The sequence below is a fragment of the Sphaerimonospora thailandensis genome (genome assembly GCF_016863115.1).
Classification (GTDB): domain Bacteria; phylum Actinomycetota; class Actinomycetes; order Streptosporangiales; family Streptosporangiaceae; genus Sphaerimonospora; species Sphaerimonospora cavernae.
Genome location: NZ_BOOG01000014.1, coordinates 63776 through 82996 on the forward strand (window position 1 = coordinate 63776; position 19221 = coordinate 82996).

Genomic DNA, 19221 nt, shown 5'->3' on the forward strand with positions numbered 1-19221 from the left:
CGGCGCCGGCGGTGAGACGACGTCAGTAGCCAGAGAGGGCAGAGGGCGTCAGTGGCCGGAGAGCAGGTGGGCGAGCTGACGCTCGACCTCCTGGTTGGCCACGAACAGCAGTTCGTCGCCCGCCTCCAACGGGTCGTCGGCGGAGGGTACGAGGACCCGGCTCTCGCGCAGGATCGCCACGAGGGCGGCGTCCTCCGGCCAGGGAACCGACCCGGCTCGTTGGCCCACCACCGGCGCGTCCTCGGCGAGGGTCAGCTCCACGAGGTTGGCCTGTCCCTGCCGGAAGGTCATCAGGCGGACCAGGTCGCCCACGCTGACGGCCTCCTCGACCAGCGCCGACAGCAGGCGCGGTGTGGAGACCGCGACATCGACCCCCCACGATTCGTTGAACAGCCACTCGTTCTTCGGGTGGTTGACGCGGGCGACCACACGCGGCACGCCGTACTCGGTCTTGGCGAGCAGCGACACCACCAGATTGACCTTGTCGTCGCCGGAGGCGGCGATCACCACCTGACAGCTGTTCAGCCCCGCCTCGTCAAGTGAGGAGATCTCGCACGCGTCGGCGAGCAGCCATTCGGCCCGGGGCACGCTCTCGATTTTGATCGCATGCGGATCGACGTCGACGAGCAGGACCTCATGCCCGTTCTCAAGAAGTTCCGCCGCGATCGAGCGGCCGACGGCCCCGGCGCCGGCGATGGTGACCCGCATCAGTTCTCCTCGTCGGAAGGCGGCCCGGACAGCATCTTGTTGATCCGGCCCATGTCGCTTTCGGCCGCTACCAGGTGCAGGATGTCGCCTTCCTGGATCACGGTGCCGTCCTTGGGCACGAGCGCCTCGCCCATACGGTTGATGAAGGCCAGCCGGGCGCCTGTGGCGTCCTCGGCGGCTCTGGCCCGGACGCCGATCCAGCAGGGGTGGAAGGGCACCTCGGCGAGGACCACCGTTCCGGTGGTGTCCCGCCACAGCGGTTCGGCCCCCTCGGGGAGCACCCTCCGCAGGATCTGGTCGGCTGTCCAGCGGACGGTGGCGACGGTCGGGATCCCCAGCCTCTGGTAGACCTCGGCTCGGCGGGGGTCGTAGATGCGGGCCACCACGTTCTCGACGCCGAACATCTCGCGCGCCACCCGGGCTGAGATGATGTTGGAGTTGTCGCCGCTGCTGACGGCGACGAAGGCCGCGGCCGACTCGATGCCGGCCTCTCCCAGCACGTCGCGGTCGAAGCCGACGCCGGTCACCCGACGGCCGTGGAAGCCGGCGCGCAGCCGGCGAAAGGCCTGCGGGTCGCGATCGATGATGGCCACCGAGTGGCCGTTGTCTTCGAGGATGTGGGCGAGGGTAGAGCCGACCCGGCCACATCCCATGATCACAATATGCATGCTTCCCCGCCGTCGCTCGTGGCGGTCTCCCAAGGAGACAGTATGTCGCGCCGGGACGCATCACGTGCGCCTGGCATCGGAACGGGCACTAGGCTCTGCAGTCGTGTCCAAGGTGACAGATCTTGTCAAGCGGCTTCTCGTTGGCCGGGCGCTGCGCAGCACCCAGCTCCAACACCAGCTGCTGCCCAAGCGTGTGGCGCTGCCGGTCTTCGCCGGTGACGCCCTGTCGTCGGTCGCCTACGCCCCGCAGGAGATCCTCGTCATCCTGTCGATCGGCGGGGTGGGTCTTTACGGCTACGGCCCGTGGGCGGCGGCCGGGGTCGTCCTCGTCATGCTCACCGTGGTCGCCTCCTACCGGCAGAACGTGCACGCCTACCCGAGCGGCGGCGGCGACTACGAGGTGGCGACGACGAACCTCGGGGCGAACGCCGGTCTGACCGTGGCGAGCGCGCTGATGGTCGACTACGTGCTTACCGTCGCCGTCTCGGTCGCCAACGGGGCGGACTACGTCGGCGCGACCATCCCCTTCGTGGCCGAGCACAAGGCGCTGGTGTCGATCGCGATCGTCATCTTGTTGACGATCATGAACCTGCGCGGCATCAGGGAGTCGGGCGTCGCCTTCGCCATTCCCACCTACGCCTTCATGGTGGCCGTGCTCGGCATGGTCGCGTGGGGGCTGTTCCGGCTGTTCGTGCTCAGTGACCAGTTGCACGCGCCCACGGCCGACTACCAGATCGTCGCCGAGCAGGCGGATCTCGCCGGGTTCGCGATGGCGTTCCTGGTGTTGCGCGCCTTCTCGTCCGGGGCGGCCGCGCTGACCGGTGTGGAGGCCATCAGCAACGGCGTGCCCGCCTTCCGGAAGCCGAAGAGCAAGAATGCCGCGACGACGCTGCTGATGATGGGCGTCATCGCGGTCACCATGTTCAGCGGCATCATCTTCCTCGGCCTCAGGTCTGGCGTGAGGCTCAGCGACCCGGCCACCGCCGCCACCCACGTTCTGATCGACGGTCACCCGGCCGGCCCCGACTACTACCAGCAGCCGATTATCGCGCAGGTCGCGTCGGCCGTCTTCGGTGACGGCTCGTTCATGTTCGTCGTGATCGCTGCGGTGACGGCTCTGATCCTGTTCCTCGCGGCCAACACCGCGTTCAACGGCTTCCCCGTGCTCGGCTCGATCCTCGCCCAGGACCGGTACCTGCCGCGCCAGCTCCACACCAGGGGCGACCGGCTGGCGTTCAGCAACGGCATCATCATCCTCGCGGCCGGGGCCTGCCTGCTGATCTGGGCGTTCAACGCCGACGTGAGCAAGCTGCTCAACCTCTACATCGTCGGCGTGTTCGTCGCGTTCACGCTGAGCCAGATCGGCATGGTCCGGCACTGGACCCGCCATCTCAAGACCGAGACCGACCCCCTCGCCCGTTTCCAGATGATGCGCTCCCGGCTCATCAACGGCTTCGGCGGCTTCATGACCGGGATCGTCCTCGTCGTCGTCCTGCTGACCAAGTTCACTCATGGTGCGTTTATCGTCTGCATCGCGATGCCGGTGCTCTTCCTGATGATGAAGGGCATCCGGCACCACTACGACCGGGTCGCCGAGGAGCTCGCCGCGCCGGAGGAAGGTGAGATCGACGAGTCGATGCTGCCCGCACGCAACCACGCCATCGTCCTCGTCTCCAAAATCCACAAGCCGACACTGCGTGCACTCGCGTACGCCAGGGCCACCCGGCCGTCGAACCTGGAGGCGGTCACGGTCGCCGTGGACTCCGAGGAGGCCGCCAGGCTGCGGGAGGAATGGGACAGCCGGGGCATCGCGGTGCCGCTGAAGATCCTCGACTCACCCTATCGGGAGATCACCGGACCGATCCTCGAGTATGTCAAGTCGCTGCGCCGCCGTTCGCCACGTGACGTGGTGACCGTCTACATTCCGGAGTATGTGATGGGCCGCTGGTGGGAGCACCTGCTGCACAATCAGAGTGCGCTGCGGCTGAAGGGGCGGCTGCTGTTCAAACCGGGTGTGATGGTGACGAGCGTGCCGTGGCAGCTCGCCTCCTCCGACCGGCTGAAGGGCCGCCGCGAGCCGATGGGGCCCGGAGCCGTCCGCCGATCCTACGGAACCGGGCGGGACGAGCATATGAAGACAAGAGGAGGGTCGTGATGCCGGTTGAGCTCACGGTGGGGAACGTCGCCAACGGCGGCTGGTGCGTGGCCAGGCACGAAGGCCGTGTGGTGTTCGTCCGGCACGCCCTGCCCGGCGAACGGGTGCTCGCCGAGATCACTGAGGAGACCGCCCGTTTCCTGCGCGCCGACGCCGTCGAGATCCTGGAGCCGTCACCCGACCGGGTGACGCCGCCCTGCCCGTTCAGCGGTCCCGGCCGCTGCGGGGGCTGCGACTGGCAGCACGCCTCGCTCGACGCGCAGCGCAGGTTGAAGGCCGATGTCGTCGCCGAGCAGTTGCGCCGCCTCGCCGGGATCGACAGGAAGGTCGTGGTCGAGGAGGTGCCGGGTGCGCCCGGCGCCGCCGGGGAGGGCCTCGGCTGGCGCACGAGAGTGCAGTTCGCCGCCGACCGGGACGGCCATCTCGGCCTGCGCCGCCACCGCTCGCACGAGATCGAGTACATCGACGCCTGCCCCATCGCGCACCCGGCCGTCGAGGAGGTCGGCGCCGAGGTCCGTAACTGGCGCGGCGCCGAGGCGGTCGAGGTGGTCGCCTCCTCCGCGGGCGACCACGCCGTGATCGTACGGCCCGAGCCGCGCCGGCGGGTCGCCGTACCGGACGTCGACGCGGCCGTCCTCCTCGACGAGGGCAGGCGCGGCACCCGGAAGCTGAAGGGAAGCGCGACGCTGACCGAGCGCGTCGGCGACCGCGACTTCCGGGTGACGGCGAGCGGCTTCTGGCAGGTCCACCCCGGCGCGGCGGCGACCCTGCTCGACGCCGTGCTCACCTTCGGGCTGCCAGAGCCGGGGGAGTGGGCGCTCGACCTCTACTGCGGCGCCGGGCTGTTCGCCGCCGGACTCGCCGAGGCGGTCGGCCCGGACGGTGCCGTGCTCGGCGTCGAGTCGGAGGCGCAGGCGGCGGAGGACGCCCGGTGGAACCTGCGTGATCTGCCGCAGGCCAGGATCGAACGGGGCAAGGTCGAGGAGGCGCTCGACCGGCTGGAGATCGAACGCGCCGACCTCGTCGTCGCCGACCCGCCGCGCGCCGGGCTGGGCCGCGCCGTCGTCGACCGTGTCGCCGAACTGGAGGCGTCGCGCATCGTCTACGTGTCCTGCGATCCCGCCACCATGTCACGGGACATCGCCTGGTTCGCCCCGTACGGCTACCGCCTGGCCGATCTGCGGGCATTCGATCAGTACCCGATGACCCACCACGTGGAGTGCGTGGCGCTGCTGGTCAGGGAGTCGATCTAGGCTCTGACCTGGTGTTACGTCTCCGGTTATCGTCCAGTGGTCCCCAGTAGTACCCAGCATCAGCCAAGATCCGCGCGCATGGAGAGCGCACGATCTTGGAAGCGTGTTGGAGCCCCCGACACTCGAGCGCCGGGGGCTCCAACCATCTTCAGGATTTCTCCCGTTGTAGCGCTCGCTACAATGTAGCGTTTGATACATGCAGACGATAACCAGAGACGAAGCCGCGGCCCTCCTCAAGGACTGGGCCAGCACTGTCGCCCGCCGCGACATCCTCGTCCGGGCCGCCTACGGCGCCGGAGTCGGCAAGAGCCGCATCCACGCCATCACCGGCATCGCCCGCACCACCATCGACCGCATCCTCGTCAAGGAGCAGGCCGCGATCGTCCTCGACATCGTCGTCACCCTCCACCCCGCCGACGATGGCGAAGAGATCTCCGCCAGAGACGCCCTGCAACAGTGGATCGACTACGCCGAAATGGAGGACCTGACCGTCGAGATCGTGTCCTATGACGGGCCCGACCCTGACAACGACGTCGGGATCGTCGAGGTGGGCGGCGCTCGGTACGCGATCCGCCTGTGCGAAGACGAGGTCAGCGCCGTGCCCATCGAGCAGTAGCCCCCGGGCACGACGAATGCGCCCCGCTGCCATCCAGGCGGCGGGGCGCTCTCATGCGACGGCCTCAACCATCCGGCCACTGGTTGACCGGGCTCACGTACGTTCCGCGACGGGCGACGGTGTACACCCATCCCTGTTCGCGCAGCAGCGCGATCGCCCGGCGGACGGTTTCCTTCGCCACGCCGTACTCCTGCATCAGGTGCTGCTCGGACGGCATGACGCGCTCTGGCCGCCAGGTCCCTGCTCGGATACGGTCGGCGAGGTCGGCGGCGATCTGCCGGTAGGGCGGCAGGCCGGCTGTCTCGCGCGGGGCCGCCTCGGGGCTCGCGCCGGCGAACGTCCCCTCGCCGGGGATCGTGTAGACCAGGCCCTCGGCCTTCAGCTCCCGGATGGCCCGGCGGGCGGTGGTGCGGGCGATGCCGTACTGGCGGACCATCGCGGGCTCGGACGGGATCGCCTGCCCCGGTGCGAGCTCACCGGAGAGGATCTGCGCGCGCAGGATCGCCGCGAGCTGCTGATAGACGGGCGTCGACGATCCATGATCGAGCATCCCCGGAGGTTATTGATCTAGGTCGTCTCTCCCTTGACGTCCTACATCCCTCCCGTGAGCAGATACAGGGGGTAGGTCAGTAAACCGAACCGCTGATCGAATCGTCATCTCGTCGGGGCGCTCTCGCGCCGAGGCGATCCCCTGGTGGCCCCGCCCCTAAATTTCCGGGAGGGACGCGGGGCCACCACCCCGGACGTACGGCCGCAATGGAGCCGTTGAGCTGGCAGGTCGTTGCGAGGGGATCACGTGCAGTCGATCGTCAGTTCGGTCACGTGTCGTGCCCCGTCGCTGTCAATGGCCAGGTCGATCTGGCCGCTTCTGCTCTTGCCGGGCTGGAGCGGCTTTTTCAGGGCCGCGCTGTCCCATCCGCTGTAGTGGCCGGAGGGGTCGGTGGCGTTGAGCGTGCAGGTGGGGGTGCCTGTCTGGCTCCCGGTGTTGGTGACGGTGAAGGTCACGCGCAGGTCGGACGGGTTGACGACCGTGACGGACCCGCCGGGCGTCCAGCCGCCGGCTGGGGCGGTCAGGGGCTGTCCGTCGGCCAGGGCCGCGCGGTAGGGGCCGCCGTTGCCTTCGCTGCCGCATCCGGTGAGCAGCAGCGCGGTTACGGCCGCGGTGATCAGTAACCGGCTTGTCTTCATGAGTCCTCCTTGGGTCGTGCGGTGACTTGAACGTAACGGCCGACTACTGATCGTGTCCGGAAATCCGGAGTAGCGCGGTCTGGCGTGGGCGGGCCTGGTGGCTCTGCGGGGATGCCACGGCGGCACAGCGGGCACTTTGAAGGGCCGCCGGGGGTTCCGTGGTCGCATGCGGCCCGGACTGTGGCCTGGTAGTCGGCGAAGGTCGGCACGGTGCCCGCGTGGTCGGTTCGGCGAAGCTGGGCGAGGCGTCGGGGGAAGTCGTGGCGTCCGGCGTGGCTGGCGAGCCAGGCGGGAGGGTTGCGGATGCCGTCGCGTTCGGCGGCGGCCAGGACGCGGGCGACCTCTTCGGGTGTTGCTCCGGTGGCGGTGGTGACGGCGCGCATGAGGTCGGGCGGTATGGGGCTGTCTGCCGCCGTGTCAGCGGGCGGCCCGGCCTCGGGAGGAAGGTCTCTCGTCTCCTCCTGAGCGGCGGCCGGGTCCGTGAGGAGAGATGAGGAGTCCTTGAGGAGATATGAGGAGAAGGGGGACCCGTCAGGGGTCCCACTCGGCCCCGGCCGGGTCCCCTCTTGGTCCTCAGCGGGGTCCCTCTCGACCTCTTCCGGGGTCCCTCTTGGCTCCAGTGGGACCCCTGACGGGGTTCCTGAGAGGGGACCCGGCAGGGGTCCCACAAGCGCCGGGCACTCACTTTCGGTCGGAATTCGGTACGTCGTCTCATGGCCCTCGTAGGCAAAGACAGGGCGTCCGTTCTTATCCATGATCGGACGCCCGTTTCTGCTGATCGGGACACGTAGCTCAACCCGGTTTCCGGCAAGCCTGATGATCGTCTTCCGGACCTGCTTCTCGTTCGCATAGCCGGTTCGACGAGCGACGAGCGTCAGGATGCCCTTGCCGTACGCGAGGCGGGTGTCATCATTGGCCTGGTCTGCGATCTCCAATGCGACCAGCCGTTCCCCCGAGGAGATCTCGGCAGGCAGCCGGTCGGCAAGCCAACGACGTAGTTCGTAGCCCAAGGGGCTCTTCCTCCTGGTGATGACAGGTAGTGATCTACAGCCTGGCCGGTGTTGGTAGCACCCGAGAGGCTTGGACATGTGCGGTTAGGTGCGATCGGGTGGCTGGCGACCGGTTTTCTCGGCCCAGTCGAGGATGTCGGCGAGCCACCACCAGGCGCGGTTGGAGATGCGGCCTGCCGGCTCGGGGAACTTCTCGACTCTCACCCAGTCGGCTGAGCGGCGACGCCAGGCCATGACGGTGTTCTCTGTGACGCCTAGTTCTGCGGCTATCCCGTCGATACCGACGGGGACCCAGGGCGGTTCTGGTCGTGGCATGCGATCAGTGTATGGCTACTCGCACTGTCTGACTACTCGTAGTGCGTCGTTATCCTTGACACCCCTTGAAGCTTCCGTTTATGGTCAGGTCAGCGCAACGAAAGCGGGCCTGCCCGGTGCTACCAACACCGGAACAGGCCCTTGATCAACCACCTGTCATCACCAGGAAGGCTGACCCATGCAACAGGGTATCGCCATGCCCGGCACTTGTGCCTACAAGTGCCCGCCGTGGTGCACCGACCACGCCAACGGCACACCGCCCGGCCGGAACCCCCACCCCGCCGACCAGCTGTGCCGCACCGTCGCCCGCAACCCCGCCTACGGCGAGATCACCCTCACCAGCGACACCGACGACGGCCCGGTCATCTGGCTCCACAACACCCGCGAGGAGCTGACCCCGGCCGCCGCCGAACAGCTCGCCTACGCCCTGCTCGCCCAGGCCGCCGCCGCACGGGAGGCCACGCGATGAGCAGGCTCGACACCTTCAAGGCGCGCAAGCAGGAGCTCCAGGCGTCCGGGATCGGCGCCGTCGAGGCGCATCAGATCGCCTGGGGCGAGGCCATGCGGGATCTCCACGACGCCGAGCAGGCCCTGCTCGACCAGATCGAGGCGGCCCCATGAGGCAGATCAGCGACCTGGACTGGGAGCTGTACCTGGTCGAGCGCGCTGCCGTCGCTGCCGAGTGGCAGCGCCTCCGCCAGGCAGAGATGCTGCTCGCCGACGTCGACGCCCGCCTGGCTCGGATGCGGCAGATCCTCAACGACTGGAGCACCTCGTGACTACCGCTGTCATCACGTTCGTCCTCGGCATCATCGCCGTGGCGACCTTCATGATCAAGGGCCGTCAGTGGCCCACGTTCATCACGGCCGTCCTGTTCGGCCTCTACCTCGGAACGACTCCCGTGGGCGAGTTCATCAAGGGGATCGTGAAGAGCTTCTTCACCGCCCTGACGGGATGGCTGCACTGACCCGCCGTCACCGGCCGGTGATGAACACCTCATCGGCCGGCAGCGTCCGGGGCGGCTCGCCCTCGGTCTCGATGACCGCCAGGCCCACCCCTTCGTCGATGCGCAGCTCGACGCGCTCGGCAGGGGTGGGCTGCCGGAACCAGACGCGGGTTGTGGCGTCGATGACCAGGGGCTGGCGTTCGGGCTGGTGGCGGACGCGGGTGCTCTCACCTCGCAGGGTGACGATGAGCGCCTCGGCGCGCAGCACGCCGAGCGCCTGCCGTACGGCGGGGCGGCTGATCTCGTACTGCCGGGCCAGGTCGTGTTCACCCGGCAGGACCGTGCCCGGCTGGAGCTCCCCGGAGTGGATCTTCTCTCGGAGGATGTCCGCGAGTTGCTGGTAGACGGGCACGTAGCTCCTCGGGTTGATCTCCACAAGCCACACGGTAGACGACAGACAAGCATCTTGTGATCTTGTCATCGTGTCAACATACCAAAGCTGTTCCCCTGTAAGTACAAGGTCGGTAGTGTCGAAGATATGAACCTTCAGGACCTGATCCAGCAGTACGGCTCCGACTGGGTGATCCGGCCCGGACGGGCGGGCGGCGATCCGTCGGCGACGCGCCGCAAGCAGCTACCCGCCTCGGCCCTTCGCGGCACCGCCCTGTCTATGACGGTGTTCGCCTCCGACCTGACCGAGCTCGCGCGCAAGCTCGCCGACCAGACGGCCGAGGCCGAGCGGACCGCCGGGAGGGGCGCGTGACCGGCCTGCCTCCGTGCCCTGGCACGCACCTGCCGCCGGCCAAGCCTGGCGCCGAGGAGCTGCGGTGGATCCCGGACCACGGCAGGAGCGACCGCGTCCGGGTGCTGGCACACACCTGCACCCTGTGCCGGGTCGTGTCGTATGAGCTGTGCTCGGCCGGGGGATTGCACTTCATCCGCCGCATCGAGCGCACGCGGTCGGACGCGGTGATGGTCCGCGAGACCGAGCGCCTGCCCGCCGCCCGCATGGAGCCGATCTGGGCGCGGCTGCTCAAGGGGAACGCCCGCTGACGTAAGCGGTCCCCGACCGGTGATCCAAGCACCGGCCGGAGACCTCACCCAGACCACCTACCTAGAAGGAGATCAGGGCTGTGAGTGACCTTAACGACAGTGACAACAGCACACCAGAGAACACGGGTTCGAGGCGGTGGCGGTTCCCGCGCCTGACCATCCGCCTGCCCCGGCGTACGGCTTCCGCGCCCGCCATACTCCCGGTCTCGGTCCGCTCGACGTGGGCCGTCCTGGGCGTCGGCGTGCTCGGCCTCCTGGTCCTCGCGATCGTCGCGGTCGGACTGCACACCGCGCTCGGCCCACTACGGGACACCGCGCTCGCCGCACACCTCGAGCCCGAGGCGGCGAAGCTGTATTGGATCGGGGTGGACGGCCTGATCGTGGTGGCCATCATCGCCGCGATGATCCTCCGACATGATCGGAAGGCGCGCCGGTACGCCCTCGGCATCGTCGGGCTGTTCACGATCGCGTCCGGGGTGTTGCAGTATCTGCACGGGCTCGGCTGGACCACCCCTGACCGGGTGTCCGGGGTGATGCCGCCGCTGCCGTGGCCCGTCGTGGTCGTTGTGGCCGGACTGGTCATCGGGACGGTCTTCTGCGGCACGCACCTGTTCGTGTACGTGCTGCGTCAGCTGTTCCCGGGATCGCCCTCTGAGCAGCGCGGACACGCCCCAGGTGGGGAGGGCGGCGAGGCCTCCGGCGCCCAGGGCGGTACCGGCCCGGAACGGCCCGAGCAGGGTGGCCCGCTTGACCCGGAGACCGAGCGTGAGATCCGTAAGTGGTTCGCCGCCGTCGCGGTCGGCCTTCTCCTTGAGAACGGCGTGAAGCCCAAGCGGAAGACCCTCGCGACCCACTTCGGGATCAGTGAGCGGCAGGTGGGCTACGTCATCGCCGACGTCGAGCGGGAGCGGGACGCGGCGGCCGAGCGCACTGCCGCCCAGGCTGCTGCGAAGACGACTCCGATCAATGGTCAGGTGCCTGCGCTGACTGTCCCCGGATCGGGGGTGACCCCGTGATCTGGGCCCTCATCGCCCTGGCCGTCGCCCTGGTCTTCACCGCTCGCCGCGAGGTGGCCCCCGAGGCGCGCACGCCCGCCCAGCTCGCCGCCGCGGTCCGCGCGCTCGGGTGGCGGGCACCGCTGTACGCGGCGGCCGGCTTGGCCGTCGTACTCGCCGTGACCGCCGGAGCACTGGCCGTCGCCGCATGCGGCACGGCGGTCAAGACCCTCAGCGGGATCGCTCTGGTCATCGCGGCGTGTGGCTGGCATGTGGCCGGCCTCATCGGCTGGCACCCGGTCCGCCTCCGGGAGGCGCGATGACCGAGCCTCAGCCGCGCCGCCTGCAGATCGTGCGCGATGGTGCCGACGCCCCCGACCTGCCGCTGCCCGCCACCATCCCTGAGCCTGCCGAGGTCGGGCATGGCGGCGAGCTGGAGCCGGCGGTCTATGACGGTGAGGTCGTCGACGAGCCCAGTGCCGCGTCCCCGGTGGTGCGGCTGCCGGTGACGATCGCCGGGCGTGCCATCGCGGTGCAGCCGTCCGAGCGGACCGTCAAGGTTGCCCGAGTGACCGCCTCTGTGGCGGTTACCGCTGGTCAGGGCTGGCATTCGTGGCTGACTAGGGCGTGGGATGCGCTCACGCTCGGAGTGCATCGCCGTCAGATCCGGGCGGCCGAGGCCATGGGGGATCACGTGCGGCTGGCCGAGTGGCTGGAGCGCAAGCAGGCTGCGGCGATGCACCGCCACCAGCGGTTGATGGAGGCGCCGAAGCTGGCGTTGCGGGTGCTCGCGTTCGCTGGGCTCGGCTGTGGCGGGTTTCTGGTGTTGCTGGTGCTGCTCAGCCTGGGCGTGTGGCTCACCGGGGTTGGTGAGTTCGGCGCCGTCTTCCGGTGGATTGGCGGGGCGATCCGGGTCGTGCTGCTGATGCTGGGGTTCCTCTGGCCCGTCCTGGTGGTTGGGACGCCGGTCGTGGTGCTGGTCGCGGCGCACCGCGAAGGGCGACGTCGAGGGACGCCCGTGACGTGGCTGATGCCCGCCAGCCAGCGCGACACCTCCGGCGCTCCGATCACTCCGTCCGTCGTGGTCACCGCGCTGCGTGACTTGGGTATCGCGCCGCTGCGCAAGGCCATCGCCGAGATGGGGGACGCCGGGGCGGGCATGCTCGGCCCGATCCGCATCGCCGGGTGTGGTGTCGAGGTGGACGTGATGCTGCCCTCGGGCGTCTCGACTGAGGAGGTTCAGAAGCGGCGGCGGAAGCTTGCCGAGAACCTTGGCCGTCACGAGCATGAGACGTTCATTACCATCCCTCAAGCTGCCCGTACGGTGCGTTTGTGGATCGCCGACTCGGGCGCGCTGGATGAGCCGATCGGCCCGTCTCCGCTGGTCACCGACCCGGACATGAAGGCCGACTACAAGTCGGGCCGGGCGCCGTGGGGTCAGGATCTGCGGGGCGACGCTGCGCTGATCAGCCTGTTCCAGCGGCATCTGCTGATCACCGGTTTGTCCAACCAGGGCAAGACGGCCGCCCTGCGGGCTCTGGCGTTGTGGCTGGCCTTCGATCCGTCGGTGCGTTTCCGTATCGGCGACCTCAAGGGCGCCGGCGACTGGGCGATGTTCGAGGATTTGGCGGACGTGCTGATCCAGGGGCCGACGGATGAGCATGTCGCTGCCGTGACCAGGGTGGTGGAGTGGGGCGTCGGCGAGATGGAACGCCGCCTTCAGGCTCCTGCCGGGACCCGGTTCGATCCCGTCGTCATCATCGTCGATGAGGCGCAGGTGGCGTTCATGTGCCCGGAGAAGGACGAGATGGGCTGTCCCTATGGCGGGACCAAGGCCACGTCCAGGTTCTTCATGGCCGCCCGGAAGATCCAGAATCAGGGGCGGGCCGTGGACGTGCTCCTGTGGGAGGGCACGCAGGACCCGACCGACCAGAACCTGCCCAAGCTGGTCCGGGAGGGTGCTCACATTCGGGCGTCGCTGGCTGTCGGCACTGAGTCGCAGTCTCGGATGGCGCTGGGCGACAAGGCCGTGGACGGTGGCGCGTCGCCGCATCTGCTGCGGCAGGGCCTCGACAAGGGGACGCTCGTCAGCAACGGCGAGGGATCGGACGTGCCGCCCGGCCAGTCGTCGATCACGATTCGCACGCACTACGTCTCGACCGAGGAGGCCGCCGAGGTCGCGGACCGGGCCAAGGCTCGCCGCACGAAGGTGACCACAAGGGCGACCGTGGAGGTCGAGCAGCCGCGGGATCTGCTGGCCGACATGGATGAGGTGCTCGGTGAGGAGCGGGTGCGCCTGGCCGACGTCCCCGCCTTCCTGCGGGACCTCGCCCCGGCATGGCGGCCGTATGAGTCCCTGACCGGCACTGAGCTGGCGGCCGTCCTCAAGCGGGAGGGCGTCCGGGTCACGAACACCGGCAACGTGCTCCGGCTGGATCCGGCTGATCTGCGGCGGGTGCTGCGAGAGGCGAGCGAGTGAGGTGGCCGGCTTCTCGGCGAAACCCGCCTCTGACGCCCTCTGGCGGCTCTCGGCAGACAGCGCCTCACCGGCTAACTCGGGTCACTTTTCGCAGGTCACGGCCAGGATTAGGCCGCTGCGGGCTGCGAGGGGGATCACTAACCCCTGTCGCCGGACCTAACCCACTGTTCGGATCTTGATGTGGGCGTTGCGGGTGCTCGGCCAGCCCCTCGGCCGGGCGCCCGGAGCGGCCAGCTCCACACGACAAATGCCCCGGGGCGGCCACGACCAAGCACCCGCCCCGGGGCCCCATGAAGGGAGCACCAGCATGGCACGCGACAGGATGACGCCCGAGCAGCGCGCCGCGGCGAAGGCCAAGGCCCAGGCGGCGAACGATCTCGACCGGCTGGCGCGCACGGCGCTGGGGGACAACGCGACCTCCGTCGAGCAGCGGAAGGCGCAGGCCGCCCTGGAGCGGCAGGTCGGCCGGCGGAAGGCCGAGCAGCTCAAGGAGCGCGAATTGCGGCGCGCGGGGGCCAAGGCCAAGGGGCTTGGCCGCTGGTTCGGCTGACCGGAGAGGAGACCGAGATGGCCAAGAAGATCAGCGTGAAGCGGTCCCCGGACCTGGGGGACTACGCGACCGGGAAGAAGGACGCCTCCAAGGTCCGGTGCGCTCTGTGCACGAAGGCCCCGTGCGCCTGCCCGCCGTTCGGGACGCCCGAGTACTTCGCCCTTATTGACAAACGCCACGGCTGAGCGGCCGTTGCGGGTCCTCACCGGTCTTGGCCGGTGGGGTGCCCGGGGCGACCGCCCCGACCATCACCAAGAGGAGAGATCATGGGCAAGACGAACTACACGGACAGCGGCTACACGGCCATCCAGGCGGGCAGCATCGGCGCGGGGGACGAGGACAACGCCCGCGAGGAGAAGGTCAAGGCCGCTATGGAGAAGGCTGAGCGGGCCAAGGCGAAGGTCCAGAACATCCGTTCCGGTAACGCCCGCGTCGGCCTCCAGGCGGACGGCGTCATCGGCAACGTGGACATCCGCATGGACGGCCGCTCATGAGCCGCGAGTACACCCACCCCGACGTGCTGACCATCGGCGTCACGCAGGGGTGGGCCGACCCGGAGACCGACCCGGCCCGCATCGACTGGGCACCACGACAGGCCGCCGCCGCGATCCCGTTCGAGGTGATCGACGGCCGCCCGGTCAACCCGTTCGCCCCGACCGGGATCCGGTACGGCCGGAACGAGCTGGGCCACTGGGGTGAGAAGCTCGCCGCCGACGCCATCGTCACCGCCACCTGCGGGGGCGGCCGGTGGCTGCTGATGGTCGAGCGGGACGACGGGCACGGCTGGGCGCTACCCGGCGGCTGCGTCGACCCCGGCGAGGACCCCGGCGCCGCCGCGGTGCGGGAGCTCGAGGAGGAGACCGGGCTGGTCGTGGACGGCTGGCCCTGGGAGGTGCTCCCGGCGCGGTACGCACCCGACCCCCGCGCCTCCGATGAGGCGTGGATGGTGACGGTGCCCGCCGTGGTCGACCTCGCACCCCTCGCTGTCCTGCCCCCGGTAGCCGGCGCCGACGACGCCCGGCGTGCCGAGTGGATACACGCGGACTCGTACCGGGGCTTGGTCGACGACCTGGAGTCCACCTTCGATGGGCGGGTGTTCGCCGCGCACGTGGCCATGCTGCAAGCCCTGCTCAGCTGAGCGGCTGCGGATCGCGCCCGGCCCGTCCGGGCGCGTGTCCGGAGCAGTCAGCTCCACCCCCATCTCATCGAGAAAGGAGCCTGACATGGCCGACCAGGAGACGACGGTGACCTGCCCCCACTGCGGCGGCACGTTCCGCAAGGCGTTCTACAACCCGGACGTGTGCCCTGCCGACCCGAAGAACGCCAAGAAGCCGGGCGAGCGCACCCGCTGACCTCAGGCATGACGAAAAGCCCCGCCCTCCGAGTGGAGAGCGGGGCTTGCTCGTGCGCGGCGGGTCAGCGGGTCCTCGTGACGAACCCCGCCGTACTCGGGTCGCCCTTGAACCCGGCCGCGACCGACGTCAGCAGCGACACCACGGCGGCCAGTCCGGCGATCGAACCGGTCATCGCCCAGTCGACGTCGAGCAGGCCGGCGACACCGGCACCGAAGACGCCGAGCGCGGCCTGCGCGGCGGTACGTACGGCACGCTCGACAGCGTCCAGTAGCCATTTCTTCATGGCCCCTCCTTCAGGGTTGGCCCGCACGGGGCGGGTGCTTGGGACTAACGGGCGAACGTGGCCTTCCAGGTGAGCGGCCCGACGATCCCGTCATCATCGAGCCCGTGGGCGCGCTGGAGCCTCCGGCACACCCCTCGGGACTGCGGGCCGTACGCGCCGTCGATGTCGAGGTCGTAGCCGAGCTTCTTGGCCTGCCGCTGCCAGGTGTAGACGTCGGCCCCTCGGGTGAGCGGCGGGTAGCGCAGGAGCCGGCCGGGCCATGCCGGGGCGCGCGTGCCGGGCTTCGGCTGCATCGCGCTCGCGGCCGGGCGGGTCGTCGTGCCGCCCGGCCTGGGTGCCCCGCGCTGGATCCACGAGTAGAGAGGGCCGCCGGGGCAGTCGGTGGAGTAGCCGTCGCGGTGGCCCTTGATCTCGTGTCCGGCTCCGCCCTGGGCACGGAGGTAGTCGATCGCGTCGAGGATCGCGTGCAGCTGCTCGTCGCTCGGCTGCACCAGGCCCTCGTTGCCGACCAGGGCGAGCACGGCGTAGTGGCCGGTGTTGAGCCCGGGACCGTTGGCGGCGGGCAGACGATGAGGGCCGCGGCCGGTGAACACGAGCCGGTGCGGGCAGGCCACGAGGCTGTAGCCGATGTCGATCCAGCCGTGCCCGTCCATGTGGAACGCCTGGATGTCCCGCACCAGCTCGACGCACCGGTCGTGGTCGTCGATGATGCGCGGGTCTACCCGGCCGCCGGTGTAGTGGACCTTGGTTCCCTTGGTCGAGCCGAGCGTGCTGTAGGTGCCCTTCGGGGCGCGTGCGCCCCATTCGGCGCGGGTGACGATGTCGGCCACGGTCAGTCCTCCAGGCTCTCCAGGTGGGCGGTCAGCTTCGTCTCGATCCGCTTCACGGCGTCCTTCAGTGAGCTGCCGTCGTTGGTGACGACCTCGTGCTCGATCACCGCCTGGCTTTCCTCGAGCGCCGCCAGGCGTGCCATCACCCCGGGGCGCGCCTCCACGCCGTCCCGGGCGGGGGTGCCGCGCCAGTCGCCGAGGAATTCCTCGGTCTGGCCGAGCATCCGCCAGGCGCGCCGTCCGCCGTGGCCGAGCAGGGTCAGTAGGCCGAGGCCGCCGCTGATGACTCCGGCGGCGGCGAAGACCTCCATCACGCTCACGTGAGCCTCTGGGCCTGCCGTTCGCCGGCCGCGTCGCGTACCCAGACGACTCCGTCGGTGTCGGCGCGGATCCAGATGACGCGGCGGCCGTTCACGGTGTCGCGGTAGGCGGGCTGCCAGTCGCCGTCGGCAGGCCGGGCGCCGCGTGGGGCGACGGCGAGGTAGATGGTGGCCAGGTCGGCCGGGTCGTGCTCGTACTGCACGATGATTTTCACGCGATCTCCAGGGCGACGGGGGTGATCCGTACGGGCTGCTCGATCGTGTCGGTCAGGCGGACCCACGGCTGGTAGTCGCCCGGTGTGAGCACGAGGTCGTTGCCGCCGTAGCCGCCGATGAGGCGGGCCACGTAGTAGTCGCCGGTCACGTCGGAACTGGCGGCGTCGTCCCACAGCGCGTGGCCTACGCCGACGACTACGGCGGCGTGCCAGTCGGGCTCGGTGGGCCGGGTTCCGGCGGGCAGGTAGGCGACCTCCGCCCCGACGGTGGGTGGATCTCCGGTGACGCCGAGGTACACGTACTCCGTCGATTCGCGTTGCAGTACGACGCTCAAGTCGCGACTCCTTCCACTGTCCGGCTGGTGTCGGGTCCGGTGACGGTGACCGGCGGGGCGACGGCGGGCCCTGCGATCGGGCGGGCGAGGATGGCGGGGCCGTGGACGTCGGCGCGGATGCCGCGGACGATGAGGATGCTGCTGGTCAGGTGTGCGGTGAGTGCGGGCGCGCTCGCGGCCAGGGCGGCGGCGGTGGCGGCCTGGGCCGCGAGGTCCGCGGTGAGTGCGGGCGCGCTCGCGGCCAGGGTGCCCGTCGTGGCGGCTTCGCCATCGAGGGCGGCGGCGAGCGCGGCGAGGGCTGCGTCGAGGTCGGCGGAGACGGCGGCGGCGGCGGCCAGGTCGGCGGTCAGGGCGGGCGCGGTCGCGGTCGCGTGGCCGGACGTGATGACGTCGCCCTGGAGGTCCGCGCCGAGCGCTGGCAGGTCCGGGGTCACGATCCCGGATGCGACTTGTTCGCCTGCGAGGGCGGCCGTCAGGGTGGCCAGGGTGGCGGTCAGGGCGGCGGCGGTGGCGGCCTGGCCTTGCACGTCGCCGGTGAGTGCGGGCAGGGCGGCGGTCAGGTCGCCGGAGACGGGCGCGGGCCAGAAGGCCGCCCCGTCAAGGTCCGCGCCTAGCGGGGGGAGCGTGGCGTCGAGGTCGCCGGTGAGCGCGGCCACGGCGGCCAGGTCGCCGGTGAGTGCGGGCAGGACGGCGGTCAGGTCGCCGGCCGTGATGGCCTCGGCGTCGAGCAGGGCGGCCAGGCGTGGCAGCACGGCATCGGCGGTCCCGGACGCGGCAGTCTCGCCGTCAAGGTCGCCGGTGAGTGCGGGGAGTAGCGCGGCGAGGTCGCCGGTCGTGCCCGTCTCGGCGGCCAGGTCGGCGGCCAGCGGTCCCAGCGCGGCGGCCAGGTCGCCACTGGTGCGGAGGGTCCCGGTGTCGGACGCGGACAGCGGCGACAGCGCGGCGGCCATGGGCCCGGACGCCGAGGCCACGCCGAAGTACATGTCGTCGATCCAGAACGTCTGACCGGCGGCGGACGCGGACGCGGCGCATGGGACCGGTTCGGCCCAGGCCATTCCGGCCGGGACGGTTACCGTCGCGGCGGCGAACGTCCAGGCGTTCTGCGTCAGCGCGACCGGGCCGGACACCCAGTTGACCGTCTCAAGGGGCGGGTCTTCGGAGCTTCCGTACCAGTTGACGCCCAGGCGGGCGGTCCGCCCGGTCAAGGTGGTGTACACCCACGCGGAGATCGTGTAGGTCTCTCCGGGGGTGACGGCGTACATCCAGCTGTGCCAGGCCCATACGTCCCCGGCGGCGGTGGAGACGAGCTGCAGCGACGCGGACCCGGAGTGGGCGCGGGTCGTCGACCTGGACAGGGTGCCGGACGCGGCCACCCAGTCTTCGATCGACGTCTCCAGGTCTGAGGCGTTCGCCGACAGGCGGTTGCCCGGCATGTGCTTGGTCAGGGCGGGCAGCATCGCGGCCAGGGCGCCGGTGACATCCACCGTCCCGAACCACATGTCGTCGAACCAGAACGTCTGACCGGTCGCGGTGGAGACCGCCCACGGCAGGAAGACCCGTGCGCTCACGGTCCCGGCCGGGACGGTCGCGGTCATCGTGACCCGCGTCCAGGTGCTCGCGGTGAGCGCCTGCCCGGCATGCGCGACGGTGGAGATGGTCGCGCCGCCCGAGCCCAGCCAGTCAACCCCGACCTTGCCGGTGATCCCCGACAGGGAGGTCCAGGCCCACGCCTCCAGGGTGTAGGTCTTCCCGACGTCACCGGCGGGGATGGTGACGATGGAGGCCAGGTTGCACCAGGTGTTCCCGACGACCGTGGAGACGATCTTCAGGCTGGCCGGGGCCGAGCGGGAGCCGGTGGCATCCCGGCTGAACGTGCCGCTGCCGGTGGTCCAGCCGGACGCGTCGACGTCCAGGCTGGACTGGTTGGGCGTGAGGAGATTCGGCACG

At 70.0% G+C, this 19221-nt stretch carries 30 protein-coding genes; 17 read left to right on the top strand and 13 right to left on the bottom strand.

Features of this window, described 5'->3' with window-relative positions; translation table 11 throughout:
* Nucleotides 1-48: 48 nt before the first annotated feature.
* Both Mth01_RS08235 and Mth01_RS08240 read right to left on the bottom strand, forming a co-directional pair.
* Nucleotides 49-708, bottom strand: coding sequence for a potassium channel family protein (locus Mth01_RS08235; RefSeq protein ID WP_204013896.1), 660 nt, complete (start codon nt 706-708; stop codon nt 49-51).
* The gene (locus Mth01_RS08240) at nt 708-1376 is read right to left on the bottom strand and encodes a potassium channel family protein (protein ID WP_204013898.1); all 669 of its coding nucleotides are present in this window, start codon (nt 1374-1376) and stop codon (nt 708-710) included. Before Mth01_RS08240 ends, Mth01_RS08235 begins: the two co-directional genes overlap by 1 nt.
* Nucleotides 1377-1479: 103 nt before the next feature.
* Between Mth01_RS08240 and Mth01_RS08245 the strand changes: the two genes are divergently transcribed.
* The 3 genes from Mth01_RS08245 to Mth01_RS08255 all read left to right on the top strand — a co-directional run bounded on the left by Mth01_RS08245 (nt 1480) and on the right by Mth01_RS08255 (nt 5400).
* The gene (locus tag Mth01_RS08245; RefSeq protein WP_204013900.1) at nt 1480-3531 is read left to right on the top strand and encodes an APC family permease; all 2052 of its coding nucleotides are present in this window, start codon (nt 1480-1482) and stop codon (nt 3529-3531) included.
* Nucleotides 3531-4784, top strand: a complete 1254-nt coding sequence (locus Mth01_RS08250) for a class I SAM-dependent RNA methyltransferase (protein WP_204013903.1) — start codon at nt 3531-3533, stop codon at nt 4782-4784. Before Mth01_RS08245 ends, Mth01_RS08250 begins: the two co-directional genes overlap by 1 nt.
* Nucleotides 4785-4980: 196 nt before the next feature.
* Nucleotides 4981-5400 carry a hypothetical protein gene (locus Mth01_RS08255; RefSeq protein ID WP_204013906.1) on the top strand — a complete coding sequence of 140 codons (420 nt, stop codon included), beginning with the start codon at nt 4981-4983 and terminating at the stop codon, nt 5398-5400.
* 64 nt (nt 5401-5464) lie between these two features.
* Here Mth01_RS08255 and Mth01_RS08260 read toward each other — a convergent pair whose 3' ends face one another.
* The 4 genes from Mth01_RS08260 to Mth01_RS08275 all read right to left on the bottom strand — a co-directional run bounded on the left by Mth01_RS08260 (nt 5465) and on the right by Mth01_RS08275 (nt 7913).
* Complete coding sequence (locus Mth01_RS08260) at nt 5465-5950, bottom strand: GntR family transcriptional regulator (RefSeq protein ID WP_204013908.1); 486 nt, start codon at nt 5948-5950, stop codon at nt 5465-5467.
* A gap of 242 nt (nt 5951-6192) precedes the next feature.
* Nucleotides 6193-6588, bottom strand: coding sequence for a hypothetical protein (locus Mth01_RS08265; RefSeq protein ID WP_204013910.1), 396 nt, complete (start codon nt 6586-6588; stop codon nt 6193-6195).
* A complete protein-coding gene (locus tag Mth01_RS08270) occupies nt 6585-7676 on the bottom strand; it encodes a hypothetical protein (protein ID WP_204013913.1) in 1092 nt (363 codons plus the stop codon). Before Mth01_RS08270 ends, Mth01_RS08265 begins: the two co-directional genes overlap by 4 nt.
* Before the next feature lie 6 nt (nt 7677-7682).
* Nucleotides 7683-7913 carry a hypothetical protein gene (locus tag Mth01_RS08275; RefSeq protein WP_204013915.1) on the bottom strand — a complete coding sequence of 77 codons (231 nt, stop codon included), beginning with the start codon at nt 7911-7913 and terminating at the stop codon, nt 7683-7685.
* A 196-nt stretch (nt 7914-8109) separates the two neighbouring features.
* On the opposite strand from Mth01_RS08275, the gene Mth01_RS08280 reads away from it, so the two are divergent.
* Genes Mth01_RS08280 through Mth01_RS08295 form a run of 4 tightly spaced genes read left to right on the top strand, consistent with a single transcriptional unit; the run spans nt 8110 to nt 8880 of the window.
* Nucleotides 8110-8382 (top strand): hypothetical protein, encoded by a 273-nt coding sequence (locus tag Mth01_RS08280; protein WP_204013917.1) that lies wholly within the window; start codon nt 8110-8112, stop codon nt 8380-8382.
* On the top strand, nt 8379-8534 hold the full coding sequence (locus Mth01_RS08285; protein WP_204013920.1) for a hypothetical protein: 156 nt from the start codon (nt 8379-8381) through the stop codon (nt 8532-8534). The genes Mth01_RS08280 and Mth01_RS08285 overlap by 4 nt, the downstream gene beginning before the upstream one ends.
* Nucleotides 8531-8692: a hypothetical protein gene (locus tag Mth01_RS08290; RefSeq protein WP_204013924.1), complete on the top strand. Its 162-nt coding sequence runs from the start codon at nt 8531-8533 to the stop codon at nt 8690-8692. Before Mth01_RS08285 ends, Mth01_RS08290 begins: the two co-directional genes overlap by 4 nt.
* Nucleotides 8689-8880, top strand: coding sequence for a hypothetical protein (locus Mth01_RS08295; protein ID WP_204013926.1), 192 nt, complete (start codon nt 8689-8691; stop codon nt 8878-8880). The genes Mth01_RS08290 and Mth01_RS08295 overlap by 4 nt, the downstream gene beginning before the upstream one ends.
* Nucleotides 8881-8887: 7 nt before the next feature.
* Here Mth01_RS08295 and Mth01_RS08300 read toward each other — a convergent pair whose 3' ends face one another.
* Entirely contained in the window at nt 8888-9295 is a 408-nt protein-coding gene (locus Mth01_RS08300) for a GntR family transcriptional regulator (RefSeq protein WP_204013928.1), read from the bottom strand.
* A 102-nt stretch (nt 9296-9397) separates the two neighbouring features.
* On the opposite strand from Mth01_RS08300, the gene Mth01_RS08305 reads away from it, so the two are divergent.
* From Mth01_RS08305 to Mth01_RS30105, 10 genes are all read left to right on the top strand, one after another.
* Nucleotides 9398-9622, top strand: coding sequence for a hypothetical protein (locus Mth01_RS08305; protein WP_204013930.1), 225 nt, complete (start codon nt 9398-9400; stop codon nt 9620-9622).
* The gene (locus Mth01_RS08310) at nt 9619-9912 is read left to right on the top strand and encodes a hypothetical protein (protein ID WP_204013932.1); all 294 of its coding nucleotides are present in this window, start codon (nt 9619-9621) and stop codon (nt 9910-9912) included. Before Mth01_RS08305 ends, Mth01_RS08310 begins: the two co-directional genes overlap by 4 nt.
* Nucleotides 9913-9992: 80 nt before the next feature.
* Complete coding sequence (locus tag Mth01_RS08315; RefSeq protein ID WP_204013934.1) at nt 9993-10928, top strand: DUF2637 domain-containing protein; 936 nt, start codon at nt 9993-9995, stop codon at nt 10926-10928.
* On the top strand, nt 10925-11230 hold the full coding sequence (locus tag Mth01_RS08320; RefSeq protein WP_204013936.1) for a hypothetical protein: 306 nt from the start codon (nt 10925-10927) through the stop codon (nt 11228-11230). Before Mth01_RS08315 ends, Mth01_RS08320 begins: the two co-directional genes overlap by 4 nt.
* Nucleotides 11227-13386, top strand: coding sequence for an FtsK/SpoIIIE domain-containing protein (locus Mth01_RS08325; protein WP_204013940.1), 2160 nt, complete (start codon nt 11227-11229; stop codon nt 13384-13386). Before Mth01_RS08320 ends, Mth01_RS08325 begins: the two co-directional genes overlap by 4 nt.
* A 307-nt stretch (nt 13387-13693) precedes the next feature.
* Entirely contained in the window at nt 13694-13936 is a 243-nt protein-coding gene (locus Mth01_RS08330) for a hypothetical protein (protein ID WP_204013944.1), read from the top strand.
* 17 nt (nt 13937-13953) lie between these two features.
* A complete protein-coding gene (locus Mth01_RS08335; RefSeq protein WP_204013947.1) occupies nt 13954-14121 on the top strand; it encodes a hypothetical protein in 168 nt (55 codons plus the stop codon).
* 81 nt (nt 14122-14202) lie between these two features.
* Nucleotides 14203-14430, top strand: coding sequence for a hypothetical protein (locus Mth01_RS08340; protein WP_204013950.1), 228 nt, complete (start codon nt 14203-14205; stop codon nt 14428-14430).
* Nucleotides 14427-15074 carry an NUDIX domain-containing protein gene (locus Mth01_RS08345; RefSeq protein WP_204013953.1) on the top strand — a complete coding sequence of 216 codons (648 nt, stop codon included), beginning with the start codon at nt 14427-14429 and terminating at the stop codon, nt 15072-15074. The genes Mth01_RS08340 and Mth01_RS08345 overlap by 4 nt, the downstream gene beginning before the upstream one ends.
* A gap of 85 nt (nt 15075-15159) precedes the next feature.
* A complete protein-coding gene (locus tag Mth01_RS30105; RefSeq protein ID WP_275408905.1) occupies nt 15160-15288 on the top strand; it encodes a hypothetical protein in 129 nt (42 codons plus the stop codon).
* 64 nt (nt 15289-15352) lie between these two features.
* On the opposite strand, the gene Mth01_RS08350 is transcribed toward Mth01_RS30105, so the two are convergent.
* Genes Mth01_RS08350 through Mth01_RS08375 form a run of 6 tightly spaced genes read right to left on the bottom strand, consistent with a single transcriptional unit; the run spans nt 15353 to nt 19220 of the window.
* Nucleotides 15353-15574 (bottom strand): holin, encoded by a 222-nt coding sequence (locus Mth01_RS08350; protein WP_204013956.1) that lies wholly within the window; start codon nt 15572-15574, stop codon nt 15353-15355.
* Nucleotides 15575-15618: 44 nt separating this feature from the next.
* Complete coding sequence (locus tag Mth01_RS08355) at nt 15619-16404, bottom strand: peptidoglycan recognition protein family protein (protein ID WP_204013959.1); 786 nt, start codon at nt 16402-16404, stop codon at nt 15619-15621.
* A 2-nt stretch (nt 16405-16406) separates the two neighbouring features.
* Nucleotides 16407-16724 carry a hypothetical protein gene (locus Mth01_RS08360; RefSeq protein WP_204013962.1) on the bottom strand — a complete coding sequence of 106 codons (318 nt, stop codon included), beginning with the start codon at nt 16722-16724 and terminating at the stop codon, nt 16407-16409.
* Nucleotides 16721-16939 (bottom strand): hypothetical protein, encoded by a 219-nt coding sequence (locus Mth01_RS08365; protein ID WP_204013966.1) that lies wholly within the window; start codon nt 16937-16939, stop codon nt 16721-16723. Before Mth01_RS08365 ends, Mth01_RS08360 begins: the two co-directional genes overlap by 4 nt.
* Nucleotides 16936-17274, bottom strand: a complete 339-nt coding sequence (locus Mth01_RS08370; protein WP_204013969.1) for a hypothetical protein — start codon at nt 17272-17274, stop codon at nt 16936-16938. The genes Mth01_RS08365 and Mth01_RS08370 overlap by 4 nt, the downstream gene beginning before the upstream one ends.
* Complete coding sequence (locus Mth01_RS08375) at nt 17271-19220, bottom strand: hypothetical protein (protein WP_204013972.1); 1950 nt, start codon at nt 19218-19220, stop codon at nt 17271-17273. Before Mth01_RS08375 ends, Mth01_RS08370 begins: the two co-directional genes overlap by 4 nt.
* Nucleotide 19221: the final 1 nt, after the last annotated feature.